This window comes from Bombella sp. ESL0378 (genome assembly GCF_009725845.1).
Classification (GTDB): domain Bacteria; phylum Pseudomonadota; class Alphaproteobacteria; order Acetobacterales; family Acetobacteraceae; genus Bombella; species Bombella pollinis.
This window is the reverse complement of sequence record NZ_WNIF01000005.1, coordinates 193,480-215,439: the sequence shown is the minus strand read 5'-3', so window position 1 is coordinate 215,439 and position 21,960 is coordinate 193,480. Positions and strand designations below refer to the sequence as shown.

23 protein-coding genes are annotated in these 21,960 nt (G+C 53.6%); 3 read left to right on the top strand and 20 right to left on the bottom strand.

All coding sequences use genetic code 11. From position 1 onward, the window contains the following. Nucleotides 1-141 precede the first annotated feature (141 nt). The 19 genes from gloA to rpoZ all read right to left on the bottom strand — a co-directional run bounded on the left by gloA (nt 142) and on the right by rpoZ (nt 18,763). Nucleotides 142-549: a lactoylglutathione lyase gene (gene gloA / locus GM556_RS02585; protein ID WP_155572950.1), complete on the bottom strand. Its 408-nt coding sequence runs from the start codon at nt 547-549 to the stop codon at nt 142-144. A 19-nt stretch (nt 550-568) separates the two neighbouring features. After that, nucleotides 569-1,408 carry an LpxI family protein gene (locus tag GM556_RS02580; RefSeq protein WP_370513573.1) on the bottom strand — a complete coding sequence of 280 codons (840 nt, stop codon included), beginning with the start codon at nt 1,406-1,408 and terminating at the stop codon, nt 569-571. Then, nucleotides 1,405-2,262, bottom strand: coding sequence for an acyl-ACP--UDP-N-acetylglucosamine O-acyltransferase (gene lpxA / locus GM556_RS02575; protein WP_155579168.1), 858 nt, complete (start codon nt 2,260-2,262; stop codon nt 1,405-1,407). Before lpxA ends, GM556_RS02580 begins: the two co-directional genes overlap by 4 nt. A 5-nt stretch (nt 2,263-2,267) precedes the next feature. After that, nucleotides 2,268-2,687: a 3-hydroxyacyl-ACP dehydratase FabZ gene (gene fabZ, locus GM556_RS02570; RefSeq protein WP_155573491.1), complete on the bottom strand. Its 420-nt coding sequence runs from the start codon at nt 2,685-2,687 to the stop codon at nt 2,268-2,270. A gap of 168 nt (nt 2,688-2,855) precedes the next feature. Further along, the gene (gene lpxD / locus GM556_RS02565; RefSeq protein WP_155579167.1) at nt 2,856-3,899 is read right to left on the bottom strand and encodes a UDP-3-O-(3-hydroxymyristoyl)glucosamine N-acyltransferase; all 1,044 of its coding nucleotides are present in this window, start codon (nt 3,897-3,899) and stop codon (nt 2,856-2,858) included. Between the two features lie 18 nt (nt 3,900-3,917). Next, nucleotides 3,918-4,838 carry an OmpH family outer membrane protein gene (locus GM556_RS02560; RefSeq protein WP_155572947.1) on the bottom strand — a complete coding sequence of 307 codons (921 nt, stop codon included), beginning with the start codon at nt 4,836-4,838 and terminating at the stop codon, nt 3,918-3,920. 54 nt (nt 4,839-4,892) lie between these two features. Then, nucleotides 4,893-7,400, bottom strand: a complete 2,508-nt coding sequence (gene bamA, locus GM556_RS02555; protein WP_155572946.1) for an outer membrane protein assembly factor BamA — start codon at nt 7,398-7,400, stop codon at nt 4,893-4,895. A 226-nt stretch (nt 7,401-7,626) separates the two neighbouring features. Beyond that, a complete protein-coding gene (rseP, locus tag GM556_RS02550) occupies nt 7,627-8,715 on the bottom strand; it encodes an RIP metalloprotease RseP (RefSeq protein ID WP_230873252.1) in 1,089 nt (362 codons plus the stop codon). Continuing rightward, nucleotides 8,715-9,890, bottom strand: a complete 1,176-nt coding sequence (gene dxr, locus GM556_RS02545; protein ID WP_155572945.1) for a 1-deoxy-D-xylulose-5-phosphate reductoisomerase — start codon at nt 9,888-9,890, stop codon at nt 8,715-8,717. The genes rseP and dxr overlap by 1 nt, the downstream gene beginning before the upstream one ends. An 89-nt stretch (nt 9,891-9,979) precedes the next feature. After that, nucleotides 9,980-10,747, bottom strand: a complete 768-nt coding sequence (locus GM556_RS02540; RefSeq protein WP_155579166.1) for a phosphatidate cytidylyltransferase — start codon at nt 10,745-10,747, stop codon at nt 9,980-9,982. After that, nucleotides 10,744-11,430, bottom strand: a complete 687-nt coding sequence (uppS, locus tag GM556_RS02535) for a polyprenyl diphosphate synthase (RefSeq protein WP_155573489.1) — start codon at nt 11,428-11,430, stop codon at nt 10,744-10,746. The genes GM556_RS02540 and uppS overlap by 4 nt, the downstream gene beginning before the upstream one ends. A gap of 68 nt (nt 11,431-11,498) precedes the next feature. Continuing rightward, nucleotides 11,499-12,065, bottom strand: a complete 567-nt coding sequence (gene frr, locus GM556_RS02530; protein WP_099026109.1) for a ribosome recycling factor — start codon at nt 12,063-12,065, stop codon at nt 11,499-11,501. A 51-nt stretch (nt 12,066-12,116) separates the two neighbouring features. Next, nucleotides 12,117-12,854, bottom strand: coding sequence for a UMP kinase (gene pyrH / locus GM556_RS02525; protein ID WP_155572943.1), 738 nt, complete (start codon nt 12,852-12,854; stop codon nt 12,117-12,119). Between the two features lie 94 nt (nt 12,855-12,948). Then, on the bottom strand, nt 12,949-13,890 hold the full coding sequence (era, locus tag GM556_RS02520; protein WP_155572942.1) for a GTPase Era: 942 nt from the start codon (nt 13,888-13,890) through the stop codon (nt 12,949-12,951). After that, nucleotides 13,883-14,635 carry a ribonuclease III gene (rnc, locus tag GM556_RS02515; protein WP_155572941.1) on the bottom strand — a complete coding sequence of 251 codons (753 nt, stop codon included), beginning with the start codon at nt 14,633-14,635 and terminating at the stop codon, nt 13,883-13,885. Before rnc ends, era begins: the two co-directional genes overlap by 8 nt. Next, on the bottom strand, nt 14,635-15,474 hold the full coding sequence (gene lepB, locus GM556_RS02510) for a signal peptidase I (RefSeq protein WP_155579165.1): 840 nt from the start codon (nt 15,472-15,474) through the stop codon (nt 14,635-14,637). Before lepB ends, rnc begins: the two co-directional genes overlap by 1 nt. 67 nt (nt 15,475-15,541) lie before the next feature. Continuing rightward, nucleotides 15,542-15,973 (bottom strand): holo-ACP synthase, encoded by a 432-nt coding sequence (acpS, locus tag GM556_RS02505; protein WP_155579164.1) that lies wholly within the window; start codon nt 15,971-15,973, stop codon nt 15,542-15,544. Nucleotides 15,974-15,978: 5 nt separating this feature from the next. Further along, the gene (locus tag GM556_RS02500; RefSeq protein WP_155579275.1) at nt 15,979-18,285 is read right to left on the bottom strand and encodes a bifunctional (p)ppGpp synthetase/guanosine-3',5'-bis(diphosphate) 3'-pyrophosphohydrolase; all 2,307 of its coding nucleotides are present in this window, start codon (nt 18,283-18,285) and stop codon (nt 15,979-15,981) included. 112 nt (nt 18,286-18,397) lie between these two features. Continuing rightward, a complete protein-coding gene (gene rpoZ, locus GM556_RS02495; RefSeq protein ID WP_155572938.1) occupies nt 18,398-18,763 on the bottom strand; it encodes a DNA-directed RNA polymerase subunit omega in 366 nt (121 codons plus the stop codon). A 367-nt stretch (nt 18,764-19,130) separates the two neighbouring features. On the opposite strand from rpoZ, the gene GM556_RS02490 reads away from it, so the two are divergent. After that, the gene (locus GM556_RS02490) at nt 19,131-19,739 is read left to right on the top strand and encodes an NYN domain-containing protein (protein WP_099026116.1); all 609 of its coding nucleotides are present in this window, start codon (nt 19,131-19,133) and stop codon (nt 19,737-19,739) included. A gap of 213 nt (nt 19,740-19,952) precedes the next feature. Then, on the top strand, nt 19,953-20,561 hold the full coding sequence (locus tag GM556_RS02485) for a superoxide dismutase (RefSeq protein ID WP_155572937.1): 609 nt from the start codon (nt 19,953-19,955) through the stop codon (nt 20,559-20,561). Between the two features lie 83 nt (nt 20,562-20,644). On the opposite strand, the gene yajC is transcribed toward GM556_RS02485, so the two are convergent. Continuing rightward, nucleotides 20,645-20,995 carry a preprotein translocase subunit YajC gene (gene yajC, locus GM556_RS02480; RefSeq protein WP_099026118.1) on the bottom strand — a complete coding sequence of 117 codons (351 nt, stop codon included), beginning with the start codon at nt 20,993-20,995 and terminating at the stop codon, nt 20,645-20,647. 88 nt (nt 20,996-21,083) lie between these two features. Between yajC and GM556_RS02475 the strand changes: the two genes are divergently transcribed. Continuing rightward, nucleotides 21,084-21,959 (top strand): ATP-binding protein, encoded by an 876-nt coding sequence (locus GM556_RS02475; RefSeq protein WP_155579163.1) that lies wholly within the window; start codon nt 21,084-21,086, stop codon nt 21,957-21,959. Nucleotide 21,960 lies beyond the last annotated feature (1 nt).

Here is a 21,960-nt window from a genome sequence, read left to right as displayed (position 1 = left end):
AATCTTTAGAACATGCTCAATGGCACGTTTTAGAACAGGACGCACCCAATAACGCCCCTCCACTTAGGGGTGGCTTTTAAGGGGCTGGCCCTGCTCTGTCAATCCTACAATGCCCACTCATTGCTTATAAGGCATTAGAACTTAGGCAGGCTTCGGAGCGTCAGCTTTCTCAATCAGCTCAATCTTATAGCCATCAGGGTCCTGCACGAAGGCAATCACAATGCCCGTATTGCCCATCGGCCCAGCCTCACGCGTAACGCGCCCACCTCCCTGGCGAACAACCTCTACCGCCTCCGCAACATTTGGCACCCCAACAGCAAAATGCCCGAAGCCCGTGCCGTGAGTATAATCTTCTGTTTGGTCCCAATTATAGGTGAACTCAATTTCCGCTTCACCATGCTCATTGCCGCCATAGCCAATATAAACCAGCGTAAACCGCCCCTCTGGCACTTCTAACCGCCGCAGCTCACGCATGCCTAGCAGCCGGTAAAAGCTTAAACTACGCTCAAGGTCACGTACACGAACCATTGTGTGAAGATAAATGCTCATATCTCTTTCGTCCTACTCTCTATAAAGAGGGTGTTTCCGCCCCCAAGCCATAAAGAAATAATCCTAAACGGTCTGCCTCTTTTATACAGTGCTTCTCATCCAGCACCAAGGTCAGCTGTGGGGGAAAAGCGACCCCACGCAACCCAGCCTCTGCCGCCCTTACAAGAGTCATCGGACCGATTGTTGGCATATCAGCACGCAGCTCTTGCCCCGCTTTGGGCATTTTAACGAGCACCCCGCCTGCCCCCTCCTGCTGCAAAGCCGCACAACGCTGGAGCATCGCATCCGTCCCCTCCAGAGCTTCTACCGCCAAGGTCAGCCCTTGCTGAACAACACAGCCCTGCCCAATATCTAGCGGTCCCATCACGGATAAAATATGCACCGCTTGCTTTATATCCGCTAACGCTTGTTCATCAGGCTGAAACCTGCCCCATGCTCCCTTCTGGCAACATGACGGTGTGAGAAACTCATGCGCCCCACGGATGCGAAAGCCTTCCTCCTCCAATAGGCGTACAATCGCAGCAAGAAGGCCATCATCCCCCGCAAAGAGGGCACGGCCTAACCGGCCTATCAAGCGCATCCCCTCTGCATCAGGCCGTAAAGCCCGCCATGAGGGTCGCTTAATTGGGCCTATTAAAACAAGCTCTCGGCAATGCTGCGCCCTCAAAGCGCGCAGAATCGCCCCAGCCTCACCGAGGCGTATAACCTCATGAGGGTAGGGCGTAAGCAACGCCTCATCTACAAAATCTTGAAAACCGATAAGAAACGGCTCACGCCCTTGCTGGCGTAGGGCCGCAGCAACACGAGCAGGCAAGGGACCACCACCGGCTAAAATCCCAACCCGCTCTTGCTGGATCACCCCTCATCATCCTTTTCCCACGCAGCCCCTCTCCCCGGGCGGGTCAGACCGCGGCGCGTTGGGGCCTCCATAAAGTGGAGCATCTCCGCCACACGCTCAATATGCCCATATTTTTGGCGAACAGCCTTCACACGCTCCCCTAAAAGGGCGTCCCCTCCACGAATACGAGGGTATAATTCCCGAAAAGCGAGGCGCATCTTCTGGATTTCCCCTGCATCCACCCCCGCACGTTTCAGCCCTACCCAATTAAGCCCTACGAGACGAGCACGGTTACCTAAAACACTCCCATAGGGGATAACATCCATCTCCACACCGCACAGCCCCCCCACAACGGCCCCACGGCCAATGCGGACAAACTGATGCAACGCAGCCGATCCCATAATGCGTGCTTGCTCCCCAATAATCACGTGACCGCCCATCACCACATTATTGACAATGATAACACCATCACCCAACACACAATCATGCGCGATATGGGCATTGGCCATGATGAGACAATCTCGCCCGATATGGGTCTCCCCCGCGCCTTGGGCTGTACCACGATGAATTGTGACACTCTCCCGCACGATGGTCCGCGCCCCAATATGGCACCGTGTCGGCTCATTTTTATATTTTAAGTCTTGCGGGGGATACCCCACTGTCGTGAAGGGATAAATCTCCACCCCTTCCTCCACAACAGTATGCCCCTCTATCATAACAGACGCATGCAGGCGGACATCATCGCCCATACGCACATGCGGACCCACCACACACCAAGGGCCTATCTGTACCCCTCGGCCTAAAGTCGCTTGTGGGTCCACAAAGGAGGTGGGGTGAATCTCCGTCTTTTTAGGGAGATGTCCCGGTTCTGGCATCAAAGTCAGTCCACAATCATCGCGCTGAATGATGCCTCAGCCACAACGACATCATCAACCTTTGCCACCCCACGAAAACGCCACACAGTCCCCCGTGCGCGCTCTTTTTTAACATGAATCCGCAACTGGTCGCCCGGACCAACAGGACGGCGGAACTTCGCGTTCTCCACCGTCATGAAATAAACCAACTTCCCCTCGAAAGCCTTCCCGAGGGTTAGCACCACCAAGGTTGCCGCTGTTTGCGCCATGGCCTCAATGATGAGAACACCTGGCATAACAGGCCGCGCCGGGAAATGCCCCTGAAAGAAAGGTTCATTAACTGTCACATTCTTAATGCCGACAGCGGATTCCCCTGCCTCAATGTCTTCCATCTTGTCCAGCAAGAGGAAAGGATAGCGATGCGGAATCGCCTTCATAATCTGCATGACATCAACGCTCTCTGGCACTTGATGTGTCTGCTCAGCAGCCTCTCCCACCTATTTCATCTCCCGGATTTTTTTGACAAAACGCGACCAGCCCTCATCACCTTAGGATGAAGGGAGCAATCTTTGCCCCTTTTACCAAAAAAATCCCCAAAAACCAATCCGGGAATGTTATTTGCGCGACAACTTCCTTAATGTCGCCACATTGCGAAAAAACTCTCGGAAAGGCATCGCGGGGCTACCAATCACATCGGCCCCCGCTTCCACATCATTCATAACGCCGCATTGCGCACCAATCCGCGCCTTACGGCCAATATGAATATGGCCAATCAGACCCGCCTGCGCGGCAATCGTTACGAAATCCTCAATCACGGTGGACCCAGATACACCCGCTTGGGACACAACAATACAGCAACGGCCAAGCTGTGCATTATGGCCTATTTGCACCAGATTATCGATGCGTGTCCCCGCCCCAATCACCGTGTCACGCATTGATCCACGATCAATAGTTGAGTTCGCTCCAACCTCAACACCATCACCCAGCACAACACGACCTAGCTGCGGGACCGTCTCAAACCCTTCCGGCCCCACGGCAAAGCCAAAACCATCTTGCCCAATCCGCGCACCGGGATACAAAACCACGCGCTCCCCCAACAAGGCGTGGCTAAGTGAAACATGCGCCCCAATCCGGCACCCTGCCCCTATAACAACATGGTCGCCCACCGAGGCATGCGCGCCAACCACACAGCCATCCCCAAGGCTCACCCCATCACCAATAACAGCGAACGGCCCTATCTCCACCCGCTCCCCAATCGTAACATCCTGCCCAATAACGGCAGTAGGATGCCGTTTGGCTTGAACAGGCGGTAAAGGATGGAATAAACGCGCAACACGGGACCAGAGCAAATAAGGCTCACGACTCACCAGCGCGGTACAGCCCTCAGGCACTTTATCAACAAAAGCAGGCCCTAGCACGACCAGACCCGCCCCCGTTTTCTCTAACAAAGGCAGATAACGGCGGTTATCACAAAAACTAACATGCTGCGGCCCGGCTGCATGGAGCGGAGCGACCCCCTCAAAGAGGGTTCCTCCCCCAGCAGGACCCGTTGCCTCCGCCCCGGTGGCCTTCACCAACTCATCTAGAGAAAACGGCCCAGCACGCGTGAAGAAACGAGAATCACCCGGTAATTGTGTTTTCTGTGCATCCGCCACCATGGCCACCGCCCTCTGGTTTTAGTGACGCCGCACTACAGAGCCTGCTGCTGGTGTTTGCGCAGGTGCAGGTGGTTGCTGTGCAGCCTGCATCATACGCTCCTCATCAGCAGTAGTCGGCATTTTACCAGATTTTGCCAGAACCTCCGGGTCCACACCATCAGCAGGGATGAACACATGGGGCAAAACCTTGTTCAAGCGGTCTGCCACTTCCTCGGTAATATCCTGACCATCAACATGAAGAACTGCCTGCTCCGCATGGAGGATGAGATTCATGCCATGGGCAGCCGCAACCTTGGCAATAATGCCATCGCGTTGCTCCAACACCCGCTCAATCTGATGGAAGGCCACTTGATAAGCCTCTTGAATGATTCGTGCTTGATTGCCAAAATCATGCTGATCCTTCGCGCGGCGTTCTTGCAAATGCCGTACACGCAGCTGAAGTTGGTCGGATGTCAGACTACGCGCTTGCACTTGGAGCTTCTGCTGCTCCTCCCGCCATGCCGCTTCTTCCTTTTGGACCTGCTGTGCGAGGCGATCACGCCGTGCCCCAAGGACCTGCTGCATCTCTTGCGCTGCTGTAGAAAGCTGCATCACACCTTGGACACTAATCAACCCCAATGTAAGCGGTGGTGGAGCATCCTCCCGTGGAACAGCTGGTGAGCTAGGCACAGCAGGAAGTGGCAAAATAGCCGGGGCCTGCTGTGGTGCATCACCCTCACCTTCATCAGAGGCTCCATCATCCACACCAGCGGCATTTTGTGAAGCCACAGGCACCGTAGGAGCCGCCGCAGCATGGTGATGCACTGCTGGGGTGGCTGGCTGAGCCGCCTTCGGCACGAACCATGCCCCACTTCCATTATTGTCAGCAGCAACAGCCTGCCCTAGCGGCAAAAGAGCCACCGTGCTGGCGAGCATCAAAGAGACGGAAAAGCGTGACATGAAACCCTCTTATTCAAAAAGTCCTAGCGTAACGAAAAGACTGCTCAACAGATTTTAAAATTGCTGCCCAAAGCCAAAGCGAATTGGATACAGGCGGTCCCCTCTCTCACGCCGAATCGGCACAGCACCATCAATATTAACCAATCCGAAAGGACTTTTCCATGAAATCCCCAAACCACCAGAGACACGCGGCGTCATCGTGCTACCACCGATTGGCGTATAATAGGGGTCATTAAAATTACGATAATGGCTACGGTCCTTCACGCGCTTGCCAGAGAGGCTACCTGCGTCAATAAAGCCACGCCCAGAAATACCGAGACTCTCGCCAAATGGCAGCGGGAAGTTCACCTGCGCTGAGGCTGTGTACATGAAAGTACCCCCTAACAGGTCATCCTGCCCAGCACCGGGGCAATAACCATTACGCGCTTGTGCGAGCGTATTATTCGCTGCGGTTGGATGACAGGGTGCAGGATAGTGGGAGCTACGCGGCCCCACACCACCTTGCAGGAAGCCGCGCAGATTCTCACCACCGAGATAGAAGTTATCAACGATGTTTCTATCCCCGCTAGAGCTCCAGTCATGCATATAACCCACGCCACCTTTAAATTGGAGGCCCCAATTATGCGTTCCTGTCAAATCATCCAACGGTACATAATACGCACCATTTGCCTTTACGCGGTAATATTTCTCATTACCCCCTAAGCCAGCAAACTCCCCGCCCGCGCTCACAACATAACCAGAGCGTGGGTTCATGCGGTTATCGCGCCGATCATATGTAATCGTAGTACCAATCTGCGATAGCAGAGACCAACCCGCCGCATTACGCACATAGACAGAAGGCGTATCATCCTGCCACCCTGCATAATCTTGATTCGGCACGCCATTACCCACATGACGATCCACCACCGTGTAAGTCCACGATTGGGAAAGATAGCGGTTATAAGCGTAGCCTAGACGGATGGAGGCACCATACTGCCCCTCATTATAGCTCTGATACGTTTGATAATTATTCTGAACCGTATAAATATCAAACCCAGCAACAAAGTTACGCCCTAAAAAGTAAGGGTCTGTAAAAGACAAATCCGCCTGCTTCTCGTAATACGCAACCGTACCGGAGAACCCAGCATCCACACCTGTCCCTAAAAGGTTATGCTGCTTGAGGCCCACATTCCCCATCACACCGGCATCTGTCGAGTACCCACCACCAAGGGAGAACTCCCCTGTTGGCTTCTCCACCACATTAGCACTGACATTAACCTTATCTGGAGCAGAGCCTTGGCTTTGATCCACATTTGTACTGCTAAAATAGCCCATATCTTGCAGGGCCATCTTTGTATATTTGCGGTTGAAGGGCGTATAAGCATCCCCCTCGACCATAGGCAGATTACGGCGGATGACATGGTCACGCGTGACAGTATTGCCGTTGATATCAATCCGCTCCACATAAACATGTGGACCTTCCACAATATCAAAAAGGAGGTCAACCACCTTCTTTTCTGGGTTGCGTGCAATCTCTGGACGGACCATCGCGAAGGGATGACCGTTTGCCTGCAACCATTCCTGCATATCGGTCGCATTATCTTGCACGGCTGTGCCGTCATAATACTGGTTTTTATAAACCTCGATATGCTTCTTCACCATCTCTGGGGTGACATGATGCACATTAGAGCGCACGCCAATCTTATTCAGCTTATAACGTGGTCCCTCATGGATCGTGAAGGTGATATAGAAACTCTTATGATCCGGTGATAACTCGCCTGTGGAATCAACAAGATGAAAATCCACAAAACCATTATGCAAATAGAACCGCCTTAACAGCTCTGCATCATACCGGACGCGCTCTGGATTATACTCATCAGAGGATGAGAAAAAGCGATACCATGCAGATTCCTTGGAGGAGATCGCATGCGATAATACAGCCTCGCTATAGGTATTATTCCCCACAAAGGAGATTTTCCGCACTAGCGTCTGCTGCGCTTCGTTAATATTAAAAATGACATCAACACGATTATGCGATAGCCGAATCACTTGCGGGACCACCGTTGCCCCGTAGCGGGCACGGGCAGCATACATATTCAAAATCTTCTGACGGTCTGCGGCAACAATTTGTGTTGAGAAGACCGCACGCGTCCGCAAGCTAATCTCTTTTCTCAAATCAGCATCTTTGAGGGTATGATTTCCCTCAAAAACAATCCGATTCACCACCGGATTTTCTACCAAATTGACAATCAACGTGCTGCCTTGACGCTGCAAAGTAACGTCCCGAAACAAACCCGTTGCGTATAATGTTTTTAAGGAGCGATTAAGAGCATCGCGGTTAAAGCTATCGCCCGGCTGCACCACTAAATATGATAAGACGGTGCTGGTCTCAATCCGCGTATTCCCACGAACATCAATAGACTGAATCATCCCCCCTAAGGCGAGCCCCCCCGGCTCGGCCTGATTCGCTACGGGATGAGCATGCCCCCCACGCCCATGACCTCCCAGAGGCGCAGCCTGTGCAGCACTAAGCAGGGTTGGTGCCGTACAGACAGACGCCAGCAGAGCCAGTCGAACGGCCATTGGCCGAAAGCTTTTTGTACGCAATCCTGACAAAACCGGTATTCCTCGTCTCAAAGTTCTACGAACAGCCATCCCACATCATTCCGATGCAAGCCGCTCAACACAGTCCTATACGCATAGCGCAACCCACCGCAGCTCTTTAACCATATAATGACCAAAGACCCACTTATTTTAGTTATAATACGCTACCCAAGTATGGTCTTTTCCCTCATTGAGGGGGCAAAAATCAACCCCCATGTGCAAACAACCAGTGAAAAACACCCAACCCCCTGAGATCATTCACTGTTGAATAGACAAAAAGAGCCACAACGAGCAATAATCCAAATTGCAGCGCGTAACCTTGTGTCCGTTCTGATAAAGGACGACCTAAGACAGCCTCGCAGGCATAAAACAGCAAATGCCCGCCATCAAGCATCGGCACGGGGAACAGATTAATCAAACCTAAATTAAGCGACAAAAGTGCCACAAACCCAACTGCGCTCGCCACCCCATAGTCCACCGCTTGGCCGGACATATGAATAATGCCTATCGTCCCCGAGAGCTGCTTCGCGCTCCGCTGCCCACTGACAATCTGCCAAATGCCCTCCAGCATATTAGCGCACATATCCCATGTTTGCCCAAACGCTGCGGGAATAGCCTTGTAAACAGGCAAAGGTGCCCCATGCTTCAACATAAAGCCCACGCCTAAACGGCCGACCTCATGCCCATCTTGTGTGAGACGATCCAACGTCACGGGGAGTTCTAGCTCTTTGCCCTCCCGCATCACGCTGACCTGCATCACTGCCCCCGGATGAGCCGCTACTTGCGTCTGAATATCACCAATGCTGAGGATACGATGCCCATCCAGCTTGGTAATCTCATCCCCCAACTTTAAGCCCGCACGGCTAGCGGCACCATTAGCAGCGAGGCTACCAATATCGGGCTTTGCCTCTGGTTTGCCGAAGCAAGAAAGCAAAACAGCAAATAATATGATGGTCAGTAAGAAATTGAACACCGGCCCTGCGACAGTTACAAGCGCACGGGAGAGAACGGACTTGCGGTTGAAGGCGTTCTCATCGCCTTCCTCAGCGGGGGCATCAGGGTGCTTCTCAAAGCCATGCAGCTTAACATATCCCCCCAGTGGCAAGAGGCTAATTTGCCATTTTGTCCCTACCCGGTCCTGCCATGATGTCAGAGCTGGGCCGAAACCAATGGAGAATACATCCACCTGCACCCCACGCCAGCGCGCGGCCAAATAATGCCCCATCTCGTGAACGAACACGACAATCCCAAAAACGACTAACCCGGCAATAACCGTATATACGGTATGCATCATCAGCTCATACGCTCCATTTGCTCACGGGCGAGGACGCGACCACGTTCATCCCAATGATAAATATCCTCCAAAGAGGTTGGCTCTGGATTCTCGGGCATAGCCTGCAAACTTGCCTCAATAAGCTGGCCAATACCGAGGAAACGAATCTTCCCTGCTAAAAACGCCTCAACGGCAATCTCATTCGCTGCGGAGAACACCGTTGGGGCCACACCGCCTGCTCGCAATACTTGGCGAGCTAGACCGAGAGGGCGGAAACGGTCCTCATCAACGGCCTCAAACTCCATCCGGCCAAGCTTTACAAAATCCAACCGCTCGCATTTTGTCTCCATCCGCGTAGGGGCCGCTAATGTGTGAGCGATGGGAATCCGCATATCAGCCGTACCCATCTGGGCTACGAAGCTCCCATCCCGAAAACACACCATCCCATGCACGACCGATTGCGGATGAACCAGAACATCTATCTGATGCTCCGGCAGCGAAAAGAGGCGTGCGGCCTCAATGACCTCTAACCCTTTATTGGCCATAGAGGCTGAGTCAATCGTAATCTTCGCCCCCATAGACCATGTTGGATGCTTTAAAGCCTGCTCTGGCGTGGCTTTGGCCATCTCCTCCTTGCTCGCCCGGCGGAATGGCCCGCCAGAAGCGGTAAGGACGATCTTCTCCACTAAAGACATATCCGCCCCGCCGAGGGATTGGACAATCGCATTATGCTCGGAGTCAACCGGCAGCAACTCTGCCCCGGCATCGCGCACGGCCTTGAGCATGACATCCCCCGCGCAAACGAGGGCTTCTTTATTGGCTAAAGCGACCTGATGCCCATTTTGCACCGCTGCCAATGTAGGGGCGAGACCCGCCGCCCCTGTGATGGCGGCCATGGTCCAATCTGCCTCTAGCGCGCCTGCCTCAATCACAGCTTGCCGCCCTGCTGCGACCTTTGTAGATGTCCCGGCTAGACGCTCTTTAAGCTCGGCATAATGGCTCTCATCATTTAAGACGGCTAGCTCCGCATTTAACGCACGCGCTTGCTCTGCCAAAAGAGCCGCATTCCGCCCGCCTACCAGAGCCCGCACTTGGATGGACTCTGCCTGCGTTTTTAAAAGGTCAACGGTAGAAACACCAATACTGCCCGTGCTGCCTAATACGCTGACCCGCCGCCGCTCAGAACCTCCACCCATAAACACCCTCTCCTTTAATTGTTCCATCATCTCGCATAAAAGCCTCTGCCCTATAGCAGATCACCCACCAAATCCTTAAAGAAATAAGCCTAAAATAGCGTCCAAAAGGCTGCCTGACCGCTGCATAGAGCACATAACGCCGCAATGGGGGCTGCCAGTAACAGCGCATCTAGCCTATCTAGCAACCCGCCATGACCGGGAATCAGCTTACCCGAGTCCTTTACCCCTAAACGCCGCTTAAAGGCACTCTCCATCAAGTCCCCACATTGGGCCGCAATGGCTAAAATGCCCCCCATAAGACAGGCACTAACAGACCAACCCGCCCCCGCAGCATGAGCAATGACCCCGCCCATCACCACAGCTCCTATAATCCCTCCGATAGAGCCAGAAATGGTCTTACCGGGGGAGATCGCTGGGGCAAGCTTAGGCCCGCCAATCAAACGGCCTGTCGCATAAGCGCAACTATCACTCGCAATCACGGCAAATATGACAAAGAGTGTCTCATACAAGCCTTCTGGGCGACTACGCAGCCATAAAAGGGCAATCCCCCCAAAAATGGAGACCAACACCGGCCCGCAAGTGGGGAGACCAAACAAAAGACTCGCCCCCACCAAAGACGCCACAGCCAACCATTGCCCCTTAATCGCGATCAACCCCGCGCAAAGCGGCCATAACATCAACAAGACACCACGCAGAGTTTTCATCCGTTGGCCGAGCAGGCTTTCACCCTCCCAGACCAGACCTATCATAACCAGAAGCACTAATGCCCGGTACACCCATCCGCCCGACCATAAGCAAAACAGCACGATAGGCACTAAAACGAGGCTAGAGAGAATACGCTTTTGCAGCTCCGTCATGATGGCCGTCCTCCAAACCGCCGTTGGCGGCTTTTATAATGCTGGAGAACCTCTGCAAAATCAGCCTCGCTAAAATCCGGCCAGAACACATCAAGAAAAATCAGTTCCGCATAGGCAGACTGCCATAAGAGGAAGTTGGACAGGCGTGCCTCTCCACTTGTACGGACCACAATATCCGGGTCTGGGACATCATGTGTCTGCAAAGCGGAGGCAAAGCGGCCCTCATCAATCGCTTCTGGCTGTAATGTCCCGGCTTTTACTTGCTCTGCCAAAGCGCGCGCACTTGCGGCAATTTCTGCACGCCCCCCGTAAGACAAAGCCAAAATTAGCGTTAGCCGCGTATTCTGTGCGGTTTTATCTTCCGCACGGCGTAACTCTTTACAAAAAGCTGCCCCAAAACGCTCAGGCTCACCAATAATCCGCAGCCGTACCCCTTGCTCATCCAGCTCCTTAAAGCGATGGCGCAAGTAAAATTGCATCAGACCGGTAAGGTCCTTGATCTCATCACCAGAGCGCCGCCAATTCTCGGAGGAGAAAGCATAAAGGGTGAGATACTTCACCCCATTTTGTATGGCAGCCCGCACACAACGCTGCACAGCCTCCCCACCAGCGCGGTGGCCCTGCACTGTAGGTAAGCCGCGCTGCTGCGCCCAACGCCCATTACCATCCATAATCACAGCCATATGGCGCGGCACGGCGGGAACATCCTTAGCAGATGATGAGAGGGAAGAAGCCACCACGACTCTAGCGATCAGACCTGCTTAATATCACGCTCTTTATCAGCAAGCAGCGTATCAACCCGGCCAATATAATCATCGGTTAGTTTTTGGATGGCAGCTGTCCAGACCTTCAGGTCATCTTGGCTGATATCGCCATCCTTCTCTAGCCCTTTGGCTTTATCCATCCCATCACGGCGGACACCACGCACAGCAACACGTCCGCCTTCGGCATAGCGTGCCGCGGCTTTGGCCATCTCATTGCGGCGTTCTTCCGTCAATTGAGGGATGGGTACACGAATCGTCTGACCCTCAGCGGCAGGGTTCAGCCCCAGCCCGCTATCGCGAATCGCTTTCTCAACAGAGGACACAACGCTAGCATCCCATACGGAGACTGTTAGCATACGCGCTTCTGGCACAGCGACAGAGCCAACCTGCGAGAGCGGCACAACAGAGCCATAAACCTCCACCCGCACCGGCTCCAACAAATTAGGGCTAGCCCGACCAGAACGCAGGCCGGAGAGGTCTCGCCGCAAACTCTCTATCGCGCCTTCCATGCGGCGTTTTAGGTCATCTAGCAGGGTGTTTAATTCTGTACTCATAACATGCTTCCTCAAAAACCATTCTTTTAAACGCGCTTAGCGCGTCTTACCTCAGCCTTCAACAATGCGCGTAAAGGGTCCTTCCCCCTTCATCGCCGCAGCAAAGGCACCCGGTGCATGAATGTTAAAAACAATAATGGGCAGCGTATTCTCTCGCGCAAGGCTCACAGCGGCAGCGTCCATAACCTTCAGGTTGCGTGCTAAAGCATCCATATAGGTAAGCTGCTCATACCGCGTGGCTTCAGGATTGCGGCGTGGGTCGTCAGAGTAAACACCATCAACCTGCGTCCCTTTAAAGAGGGCATCGCACTCCATCTCATTTGCGCGTAACGCCGCGGCGGTGTCGGTCGTGAAGAAAGGATTACCCGTCCCCGCAGCGAAAATAACAACTCGCCCCTTCTCCATATGCCGCAAAGCACGCCGCCGGATGTAAGGCTCAGCGATAGACGCCATATGAATAGCCGTCATCACGCGGGTTTCAACCTCGCGCTTCTCCAACGCATTTTGCAACATGAGCGCATTGATAACCGTTGCCAACATCCCGGCATAATCGCCCTGTACGCGGTCCATCCCCTTGGCTGCTGCGGCTAACCCGCGAAAGATATTGCCGCCCCCAACAACAAGGCACACCTCCCCTCCCATCGCGACCACGGCGGCAATATCGGCCGCGACCATATCCACCATCTCCGGGTCTACACCGGCTGTCCCTTTGCCCATGAGGGCCTCACCAGACACTTTGAGGAGAACACGTTTATAAGGGAAGGAAGGGTTTTGTGGGGCGGAACTCATAATCGTAGGGGCTCTCTAGCTTAGGGGTGTCCGGATATTTGTCAGCCCTCTCATACAGAGCCAACTCTCAGCAAACAAGAAAAACTCATAACCCTCAGCTATGCTCAGCAAGACCAAGGGCACGGAGGCGGGCTGTTTCTTCATCCCATGCTGCACGTTCCTTCACATTCAGGAAAAGATGGCACGGCGCGCCAAGCAAGCCTGATAGCTGCTTCCGCGCCCGCATCCCAATCTCCCGGATGCGCTGGCCGCGCTCGCCAATCAAAATCGCTTTATGACCAGACCGCGAGACATAAACTGTTACATCAATACGGATTGACCCATCAGGCCGCACTTTAAACGATTCCGTCTCCACAGTGGCATGATAAGGAATCTCCTCATGGGTCTGTAAAAACACCTGCTCCCGCACAATCTCAGCAGCAAGAAAACGGTCAGGCAGGTCCGTTAGGTCATCCTCTGGATAATGGTATGGCCCTGCAGGCAAGACTTTGGCCAGCCCATCTAACAACCCATCCACCCCGTCACCAGAGCGCGCACTGACCATATACACCTCCTCCACCCGCAGCAAATCCGTAACGGCTTTGGTCAGGGGGAGAAGCTGATCATGGGCGATGAGGTCGGTTTTATTCAGCACCAACCAGACAGGACGTTTGCTTTCCTTTAGCGTGGTGATGATGTCGCGGATTTCATCCGTCAAACCAATGCGGCTATCAATCAATAAAAGGCTTAAATCAGCATCTTGCACACCGCTCCAAGCCGCTTTTACCATCGCGCGGTCCAACCGCCGACGGGGTTTAAAAATCCCCGGCAAATCCACAAACACAATCTGCGCTGCCCCACGCATGACAATGCCTAAAGTCCGAAAGCGTGTCGTCTGTGCTTTAGGGCTAACGATGGAAAGCTTGGTCCCCACGATATAATTCATCAAGGTGGATTTACCAGCATTAGGAGCCCCTACTAGAGCCACAAACCCGCAACGAGCCACACCATCATGAGCGGGGGATAATGTCTCTGGATGGGTAAAAGCCTCAGTCATGGTCCACCTCCCGTCCTAACTGCTTTAACAACGCTTTTGCAGCAGCACTTTCTGCCGCGCGTTTACTGCCCGCCTGCCCAACACCGACCTGCCCTAGCGCATGCACTTCCACACAAAATACAGGCGCATGAGATGGCCCCTCAGCAGACGTCAGCTCATAATGCGGCAAAGCTTCCCCACGGCCTAGCAAAAACTCTTGTAATAACGTTTTAGGCTCTTTATGCGGCTGGCCGCTCCGCTCAATATCCCTATCCCATAAGCGGCGGACAACATGCCGTGCAGGCTCCAGCCCAGCATCAAGATATAACGCCCCTAAAAGGGCCTCCATCCCATCGGCAAGGACACTCGCTAACTCGCGAATCCCGGCATGTTCCTCATGTTGGGCAATTTGTATAGCCTCAGAAAGTTCAATCCGCTCCGCAATGCGGGCTAAAACAGGGCGTGAGACCAAATGTGCATGGCGCGCCCCTAAGGCCCCTTCTTGCTCCTCTGGGTACCGCTCAAACAGCCATTCAGCCATGAGCAAGCCCAAAACACGGTCACCTATAAACTCCAACCGCTCATTAGAGCCTTGCCCACGGGGCTTCTTTACGCCCTTTTGGTCCTTCTTCTGTCCCCGATTCCGCCCTGCCCGCCGAGGCACGGCAGAGCGATGGGTCAAAGCTTCATGCAACAGAGCTGAATCCTCAAAATGATGATTCAGCTTAGCTTCCACAAGGCGAACGGCGTCCTCTCGTGTCATCATTAGTCGATACCGTGTAAAAAGCGGCCCCACCGAATCTCCACAGGCCAGTACCAAAATTGCCATGCTGGATGGCGCATCTCTACAGAGAAAAGAACAACCTTCGCCTTACCCACCAGATTTCCTACAGGGACGAATCCGAGGTCATGCCCGCTACTATCGCTGAGATACGCATTCCCCGGTGGGGCCGCACATGCCCCTGTCTCACGCCCCCCTTGGAAGCGGCTATCAGAGCTATCATCTCGATCATCCCCCATAGCGAAAAGACAGCCCTGCGGGACGATATATTCCGGCGTATTATTAGCGAGGTCATGGTCACGCATTTTCAAAATATCATGCGCAACAACGCGACCATCCTCCCGCGGTATCACCTCACGATAACGCGTGCCAGAAAGCACATAGCCGCGCTCATCCTGCACGCTATAAGGGCCTTTATCCTGCCTTGGCACGGCCTGCCCATTGATGAAGAGCCGCCCCTCCTCCATACGAATCCGGTCCCCCGGCAAGCCAACAATACGCTTGATATAATCAATGGAGGTATTCTGCGTATAACGGAACACCGCTACATCCCCACGATGAGGCATACTGGCAAAATAACGCCCAGAGATGAAAGAAGGCGACATCGGGAAGGAATAGCGGGAATAGCCGTAGCTCATCTTAGAGACAGCAACAAAATCCCCCACTTGCAGCGTAGGCACCATCGAGGCGGAGGGAATATTAAAAGGCTCCACCAATAAAGACCGCACAGCCACAATCAGCACAATCCATAAGATAATCTGCCGAATAGAGGCCCCAAGGCTCTCCTTCTGCTCTGATGGCTCTAATGATGTCTCTGCGCTCATATCTCTCTATATCCTAAATCTAACCCACCCGGCATAGCCTGCTTGGCCTGTGGGGTCATGCGTTAATTTACCGTGCTGCGCTTTTCTCTACATCACCTATAGGGACAAGCTGTATCAAAACCTGTGCCATTGCGAGAGGGGCATCATCACTCATACTCACCAAAATCTCAGCATAATGGCCCGCTGGCGTACGCTTTTGCAAAAGAGCCGCAGCCTTACCAGAGAGACTCATAAACGGCGCACCCTTCGCGTTACGCTCCACAGCTATATCCTGCATCTGCACGCCCTCGGCAAAGCCTGTCCCCAAAGCTTTAGCACAAGCCTCCTTTGCGGCCCAACGCTTGGCACAAGCCCCCGCTTGGGCCGTAGGGGCGAGGCTACGTATGTAAGATTGCTCCGCTGGCGTAAAAACACGCTGCAAAAACGCCTCCCCATGCCGCGCCAAGGCTCCCTCTATCCGCGCTATGGCGCAGACATCCACCCCAATACCCAAAATCATACGGGTTATCCCTTCGTCCGCTCTGCTTGGAGGACGCCTTTCTCGGAGCGGAAACTCGCTAAAACCGTAGCAAGATGGCCTTTATTACGGACCTCCAAATCCACCAAAATCTCCATAAAATCGAGCTGACGATTCACAATCCGCAAATTCACCACACTCGCCTCATGCCGCGTTGCGAGATTGGTAAGAGCCGCAAGAACAGCCGGGTCACTCCCTGCCACAACAGAGAGCCGCGCCATATAGCGGGGGGCATCCCGCCCGACACGCCCCATAGCCTCATCGCTCCACGAAATCTCCAAAAAACGCTCCGGCATGTCGGAGAACATGCTGAGATTATGACATTTCCGCCGATGCACCGTCACCCCTTTTGAGGGCGCAATAATCCCGACAATCCGGTCCCCCGGCAGAGGGCGACAACACCCCGCGAAATTAATCTCAATCCCACTCCCGATGCCCTCAATCAAGGGGCTATCATGGCTATTAAGGGGTTTGGGTGGTGCAGGCCGCTGGCCTAACCGCTCCTCCAAACGCGGAGATAAGCCGGGGACAATCCGCGGGGCGCGCCCTTGGCGGGAAAGCTCGGGATATGCCGCCCCAACAACATCTTTCGGGTCTATATGACCCGCCCCAACAGCCCCGTATAAATCTATAAGGCTATTCTGCTTTAAGGTGCCTAAAATACCCTCCAACACCTTTTCAGAGCCATCCACCCCTTTTTGACGGAAGGCCCGCGCCACCGCACCACGGCCATTTTCTACATTATTCTGCCGCTGTTGGAGAGCAACAAACCGCCGTACACGCGCCCGCGCTTTGCCGGTAACGACAAACCGCTCCCACGAGGGTGAAGGTGTGCCCCCCCGTGCGGTCATGATGTCGATTTGGTCCCCATTTTGCAAAATATGCTTTAGCGGGACGAGCCTACCATTCACCTTAGCCCCAACGCAGCGATCCCCTATCTGGCTATGCACCGCATAGGCAAAATCCACCGGGGTCGCCCCACGCGGGAGAGAGATAAGCTGCCCTTTGGGGGTAAAGCAAAAGACTTGGTCTTGATAAAGCTCTAACTTCGTATTCTCTAAGAACTCATCAGGGCCTTGGCTATCCTCCAAAATATCCAACAAATCTTGCACCCAACGCAGCTTACGCGTGTAAGCCCCGAAGGTCTCAGACAAGACAGCCGTTTCATATTCACTCGGGTTAGAGCCATCTTTATAGCTCCAATGCGAGGCCACGCCATTTTCGGCAAGGTCGTGCATCTCTGGCGTGCGGATTTGCACTTCAATCTTTTGGCTATGAGGGCGGTAAAGCGTCACCCCTGTATGCAAGGATTGATAACCGTTTGTTTTCGGCGTGGAGATATAATCCTTAAACCGCCCGGCAATCATCGGGTAAGCCCCATGCACAGCCCCCAGGGCCGCATAACATGCCTCCCGCGTAGGCACGAGGATACGAAAGGCCATAATATCCGAGAGCTGCTCAAAGGCGACATTGCGCCGCTTCATCTTCTCCCAGATGGAATAAGGCGTCTTTTCTCGGCCAACAACCTCCGCCCCCTCTACCCCAGCTTCTTTACAAAGAGTGAGCAACTCACAACGTATTTGCTCAATCATATCCGCGCCTTGGCCACGCAGATAATTCAACCGGGCGCGAATAGTCGCATCAGCATCAGGCTCCAGATTCGCAAAAGCGACATCCTGCAATTCTGTCTTAACGCGGTCCATACCGATGCGCTCGGCAAGGGGAGCGTAAATATCCAACGTCTCACGCGCAATACGCTGGCGGCGATCCGTCCGCTGCACATAATGCAAGGTCCGCATATTATGCAGCCTATCGGCCAACTTGACGATGAGGACGCGAATATCACGCGACATCGCCAAAACGAGCTTACGGAAGTTCTCTGCTTGTTTTGTCCGGTCGGATTGCAGCTCCAAACGCGTAAGCTTGGTCACGCCATCCACAATAGCAGCAACATCTTTACCAAATTGGTGCGTTAAGCTCTCCAGCGTAACGCCCGTATCCTCCACCGTATCATGGAGCAAACCCACCATGATGGAGACAGGGTCCATATGAAACCCCGCCAAAATATTCGCTACGGCGATAGGGTGCGTGATGTAAGGGTCGCCATTATCACGGCATTGCCCCTCATGTGCTTTTGCCGCTAGGTCATAGGCTTTTTCTATCTGGGCAAGGTCGGCATAAGCATCATATTGCCGAATACGCTCTAACAGACCATGAATAGGCGGATGAAAGTCTTTAGGCGCGGGGTTGGCCGTCTCACCCGTTTTTCCCTCTGAACCTCCAGATGAAAGCAACGACTCACCACCCACGACCCCGCCTCCATTCCATCCCGCTAGCCCCCTAATTGGGAGAACAGTGCGAGAACAACCCCCTCCCCCGCTTACAGAGGAGGCGGCCTTTTAAAGATTAGCGACGTCTCCGGCCAGAACCAGCTTCATCAGCAGCCATATTAGCGGCTTCTTCCTCAGCGGAGACATCCTGCAAACCAAAGATATTCTGGTCTGTTGGGATCAAATCTAGCACTTCCTCATCCGAAGGCTCAACTTCTGGCTGATGGCCCATGGAGCGGACAATCCCATTCTTCAGCCCTTCAAGGCTGACATGGTCCTCCGCAATTTCACGCAGGGCTACAACAGTATTTTTATCATTATCGCGTGGGACCTGTAACTCCTCCCCACGGGAGAGACCACGCGCCCGCTGAGCAGCCAGCAATACGAGGTCAAAACGGTTTGAAACCTTCTCAATGCAATCCTCTACGGTCACACGTGCCATAAAACTGGCTCTCCCCCTGTAATATCACACCGAGCAGACTTTGCTCTCTCGCAAAACCGCCCCAGCCTAGCACGAAAAGAATGGCATCACACCCACCTATCGCACAATCTGTGCGAGCAACTATCATAAATCTCTTTATTGATGCAACGTAAAGCTGTAAGAAGGGGCATAGGGGCTGTCCTGTCCTCCATGCGGCATGCCTTTACCACAGATGATGCTACATCATCACAAAAGCCATTTATGGAGCAGGGAAAGAAAAAGGTGTTTACCACCACATAAGCCAAGAGTATTTGACGGTCTAAACCTGAGCAAACAGGACGTTCCTCCTAGCATAACCCCATCAACTTAAAATCCTATAGTGAGCTATATGTCTAACCTTCTGCTACGCAAAAACGATCGCACGTCACTTTTCATCAACGGGGCCAGCCTCCACCATGCAGCCCGCAATCTTGGCTTTGAGGTGGACTTCCTAGCACTGCGGGATTTGTTTGAGCAGCAATCAGCCTTTCAACGCGCCTTTTATTACGCTGCTATGCCAGAGACAGAGGATTACTCCCCCCTACGCCCCTTGACAGATTGGCTTGCTTATAATGGCTACCATCTCGTCACTAAAACAGCACGGGAGTTCACCAACCAATCTGGCCAACGCCGCATCAAAGGGAATATGAATGTCGAGCTGGCTGTGGACCTTATCGAGCAGGCCCCACGGTTGGACCACATCGTCATCATCAGTGGCGATTCCGACCTTCGCCGTGCTGTAGAGGCGGTGCAAGCTTGTGGTGTCCGTGTGACAGTCATCTCCTCCGTTAAAACCACCCCCCCAATGATTGGTGATGACCTCCGCCGCCAGACCGACCATTTTGTGGAATTAGCGGATATTGCCCATCATTTCACCCGCCGCAATGCCGATAACCGCTCCCGCCCGCCTATTCGTCATCCTGCTGATGTCGATGATGATTATGATGATGGGGAATAATTCTCCCCTCCCTAAAAGCCCCGCCCTGCTAGAGCGGGGCTTTTTTGATACGATTTCTCAATTATAAGATTATTTGGACCATTTTACTCTTTTTTTTGCCCATCTCTCCTCTCGCTCCCTTGACGTTCCCGCACCGCCGCCATAGCTAAAGGGACGTCATGAGGGGGTCGGTACTCCGTGCCTCCCCTCTCCTATAAGTAAGGAAGATTCACAATGGCTTTTGAGCTCCCCAAACTCCCCTATGCGGAAAATGCTTTGGCTGCTGCTGGCATGTGCCAAGAAACGCTGGAGCTGCATCACGGTAAACATCATCAAGCCTATGTTACGGCCCTTAATGGGTTTATTGAAAGTAAACCAGAACTTGCTGGTAAATCCCTTGAGGAAATTATCGCCCTCTCCCATACAGATTCCGCCCTCACTCCAGTCTTTAATAATGCTGGCCAGCATTGGAACCACATCATCTTCTGGAACTGCCTCAGCCCTAAAGGCGGGCGCATCCCCGGTGCGTTAGAGAAGAAGCTGGTTGAGGATTTCGGCTCTGTCGATGCTTTTAAGGCCGCCTTTAAACAAGCCGCAACAACGCAGTTCGGCTCCGGCTGGGCGTGGCTGGTTTTAGGCTCTGATGGCAAGCTGAAGGTTACCAAAACCGCTAATGCCGCCAACCCCCTCTCCGAGGATGAAGGGCGTACACTCCTTGGGCTAGATGTGTGGGAACATTCCTATTATCTGGACTTCCGCAATCGCCGCCCTGATTATGTGACAAACTTCCTCGATAAGCTCGCTAATTACGACTATGCCGAGGCCTGCCTTAAAGGGGCCTAAACCTCCTGCCCCACGGCATCTATAAAAGAAACCCCGCCATGATTACTCGTGGCGGGGGTTCTTTAGGGCATCGTTTATAACGATTATGAATCGTTAGCCGCTTTGCCTTCGCGTGAAAGGACGGTGTTAATCGTGCTGCGGATGACCTTCACCTTCACACCGGGGGCAATCTCCACATCCACTTCCTGCGAATCATCACGGGTTGCTTGCACAGTCCCCACAATGCCGCCCGAGGTCACGATGCGGTCACCACGGCGCAAATTGCTTTGCTCCTCACGCAGCTTCTGCTGGCGTTTTTGCTGAGGGCGAATCAGCAAGAAATAGAACACAACACACACCAAAAGGATTGGAGCAAATTGCACCAATCCCGCTGCACTAAACGGGCTAGCTGCTGCATCAGCCGCATAGGCTGTAGAGAAAAGAAGATTGTTCATAAGTCAGTTTAGTTCCATCTTAGGGAGAAACGCTTGGCGACCATATAGTGCCGACACCACACGTCAACCTTCATTCTAGGAAAAGACCATGCCTTCCGCTGCATTCCTCCCCCTTTTAACCCGCATCGCCGAGAGTTTGGAGCGCATCGCCCCACCCCCAGCAGACCCTACCGTATTAGAGGATGAACGCAGCGACATCTTCCTCTGGCAAGGCACAACAGCCAACCTACAACCACTTAAAGCTATGCAGACCGTCCCACTCTCTTTGTTAAAAGGGATCGACCAGCAAATGCAAAAAGTGCTGGCCAATACGCGCTTTTTTGCCCAAGGCTTAGCGGCAAATAATGTCATGCTATGGGGCGCACGCGGGATGGGAAAATCCTCCCTCGTCAAAGCTTGCCTTCTCCGGGTGAATGAGGAGCAGCGCAAGGCAGGCCAGCCTCCCCTCGCCCTCATCGAAATCCCCCGCGATGACCTCCACACTCTCCCGCAGCTTCTCGCCCTATTGCGCTGTAGCACCCGCCGGGTCATCCTCTTTTGTGATGACCTCTCCTTTGAGGCACAAGATGCCGATTATAAATCGCTCAAATCCATCCTAGATGGTGGCATTGCAGGCAGGCCAGAGCATGTATTGGTCTATGCAACCTCTAACCGCCGCCATCTCATGCCGCGTCATATGATTGAGAATGAAGCCGGAGATGCCATCAATCCGGGGGAAGCGATTGAGGAAAAACTCTCCCTCTCCGACCGCTTCGGCCTCTGGATTGGCCTGTATGGGGCAACGCAGGAGCATTATCTCAGCATCATTGATGCCTATGCCGCAGAAAGGCACCTCCCCATCGCTCAGGAGGACCTCCACCGCCGTGCCCTCCAATGGGCTATCCAACGAGGAAGCCGCTCTGGCCGGGTCGCCGCTCAGTTTATAACCGCCCTTGCTGCAGAGCTTGCAACAGCACAACGCTAGC

Bases quoted from the DNA above. Each gene is read 5' to 3' on its own strand.
- gloA (WP_155572950.1), bottom strand. From the start codon at position 549: ATGAGCATTTATCTTCACACAATGGTTCGTGTACGTGACCTTGAGCGT.
- lpxA (WP_155579168.1), bottom strand. From the start codon at position 2,262: ATGCCAGAACCGGGACATCTCCCTAAAAAGACGGAGATTCACCCCACC.
- fabZ (WP_155573491.1), bottom strand. From the start codon at position 2,687: ATGCAGATTATGAAGGCGATTCCGCATCGCTATCCTTTCCTCTTGCTG.
- lpxD (WP_155579167.1), bottom strand. From the start codon at position 3,899: ATGGTGGCGGATGCACAGAAAACACAATTACCGGGTGATTCTCGTTTC.
- GM556_RS02560 (WP_155572947.1), bottom strand. From the start codon at position 4,838: ATGTCACGCTTTTCCGTCTCTTTGATGCTCGCCAGCACGGTGGCTCTT.
- bamA (WP_155572946.1), bottom strand. From the start codon at position 7,400: ATGGCCGTTCGACTGGCTCTGCTGGCGTCTGTCTGTACGGCACCAACC.
- rseP (WP_230873252.1), bottom strand. From the start codon at position 8,715: ATGATGCATACCGTATATACGGTTATTGCCGGGTTAGTCGTTTTTGGG.
- dxr (WP_155572945.1), bottom strand. From the start codon at position 9,890: ATGGGTGGAGGTTCTGAGCGGCGGCGGGTCAGCGTATTAGGCAGCACG.
- GM556_RS02540 (WP_155579166.1), bottom strand. From the start codon at position 10,747: ATGACGGAGCTGCAAAAGCGTATTCTCTCTAGCCTCGTTTTAGTGCCT.
- uppS (WP_155573489.1), bottom strand. From the start codon at position 11,430: ATGGCTGTGATTATGGATGGTAATGGGCGTTGGGCGCAGCAGCGCGGC.
- frr (WP_099026109.1), bottom strand. From the start codon at position 12,065: ATGAGTACAGAATTAAACACCCTGCTAGATGACCTAAAACGCCGCATG.
- pyrH (WP_155572943.1), bottom strand. From the start codon at position 12,854: ATGAGTTCCGCCCCACAAAACCCTTCCTTCCCTTATAAACGTGTTCTC.
- era (WP_155572942.1), bottom strand. From the start codon at position 13,890: ATGACTGAGGCTTTTACCCATCCAGAGACATTATCCCCCGCTCATGAT.
- rnc (WP_155572941.1), bottom strand. From the start codon at position 14,635: ATGATGACACGAGAGGACGCCGTTCGCCTTGTGGAAGCTAAGCTGAAT.
- lepB (WP_155579165.1), bottom strand. From the start codon at position 15,474: ATGAGCGCAGAGACATCATTAGAGCCATCAGAGCAGAAGGAGAGCCTT.
- acpS (WP_155579164.1), bottom strand. From the start codon at position 15,973: ATGATTTTGGGTATTGGGGTGGATGTCTGCGCCATAGCGCGGATAGAG.
- rpoZ (WP_155572938.1), bottom strand. From the start codon at position 18,763: ATGGCACGTGTGACCGTAGAGGATTGCATTGAGAAGGTTTCAAACCGT.
- GM556_RS02490 (WP_099026116.1), top strand. From the start codon at position 19,131: ATGTCTAACCTTCTGCTACGCAAAAACGATCGCACGTCACTTTTCATC.
- GM556_RS02485 (WP_155572937.1), top strand. From the start codon at position 19,953: ATGGCTTTTGAGCTCCCCAAACTCCCCTATGCGGAAAATGCTTTGGCT.
- yajC (WP_099026118.1), bottom strand. From the start codon at position 20,995: ATGAACAATCTTCTTTTCTCTACAGCCTATGCGGCTGATGCAGCAGCT.
- GM556_RS02475 (WP_155579163.1), top strand. From the start codon at position 21,084: ATGCCTTCCGCTGCATTCCTCCCCCTTTTAACCCGCATCGCCGAGAGT.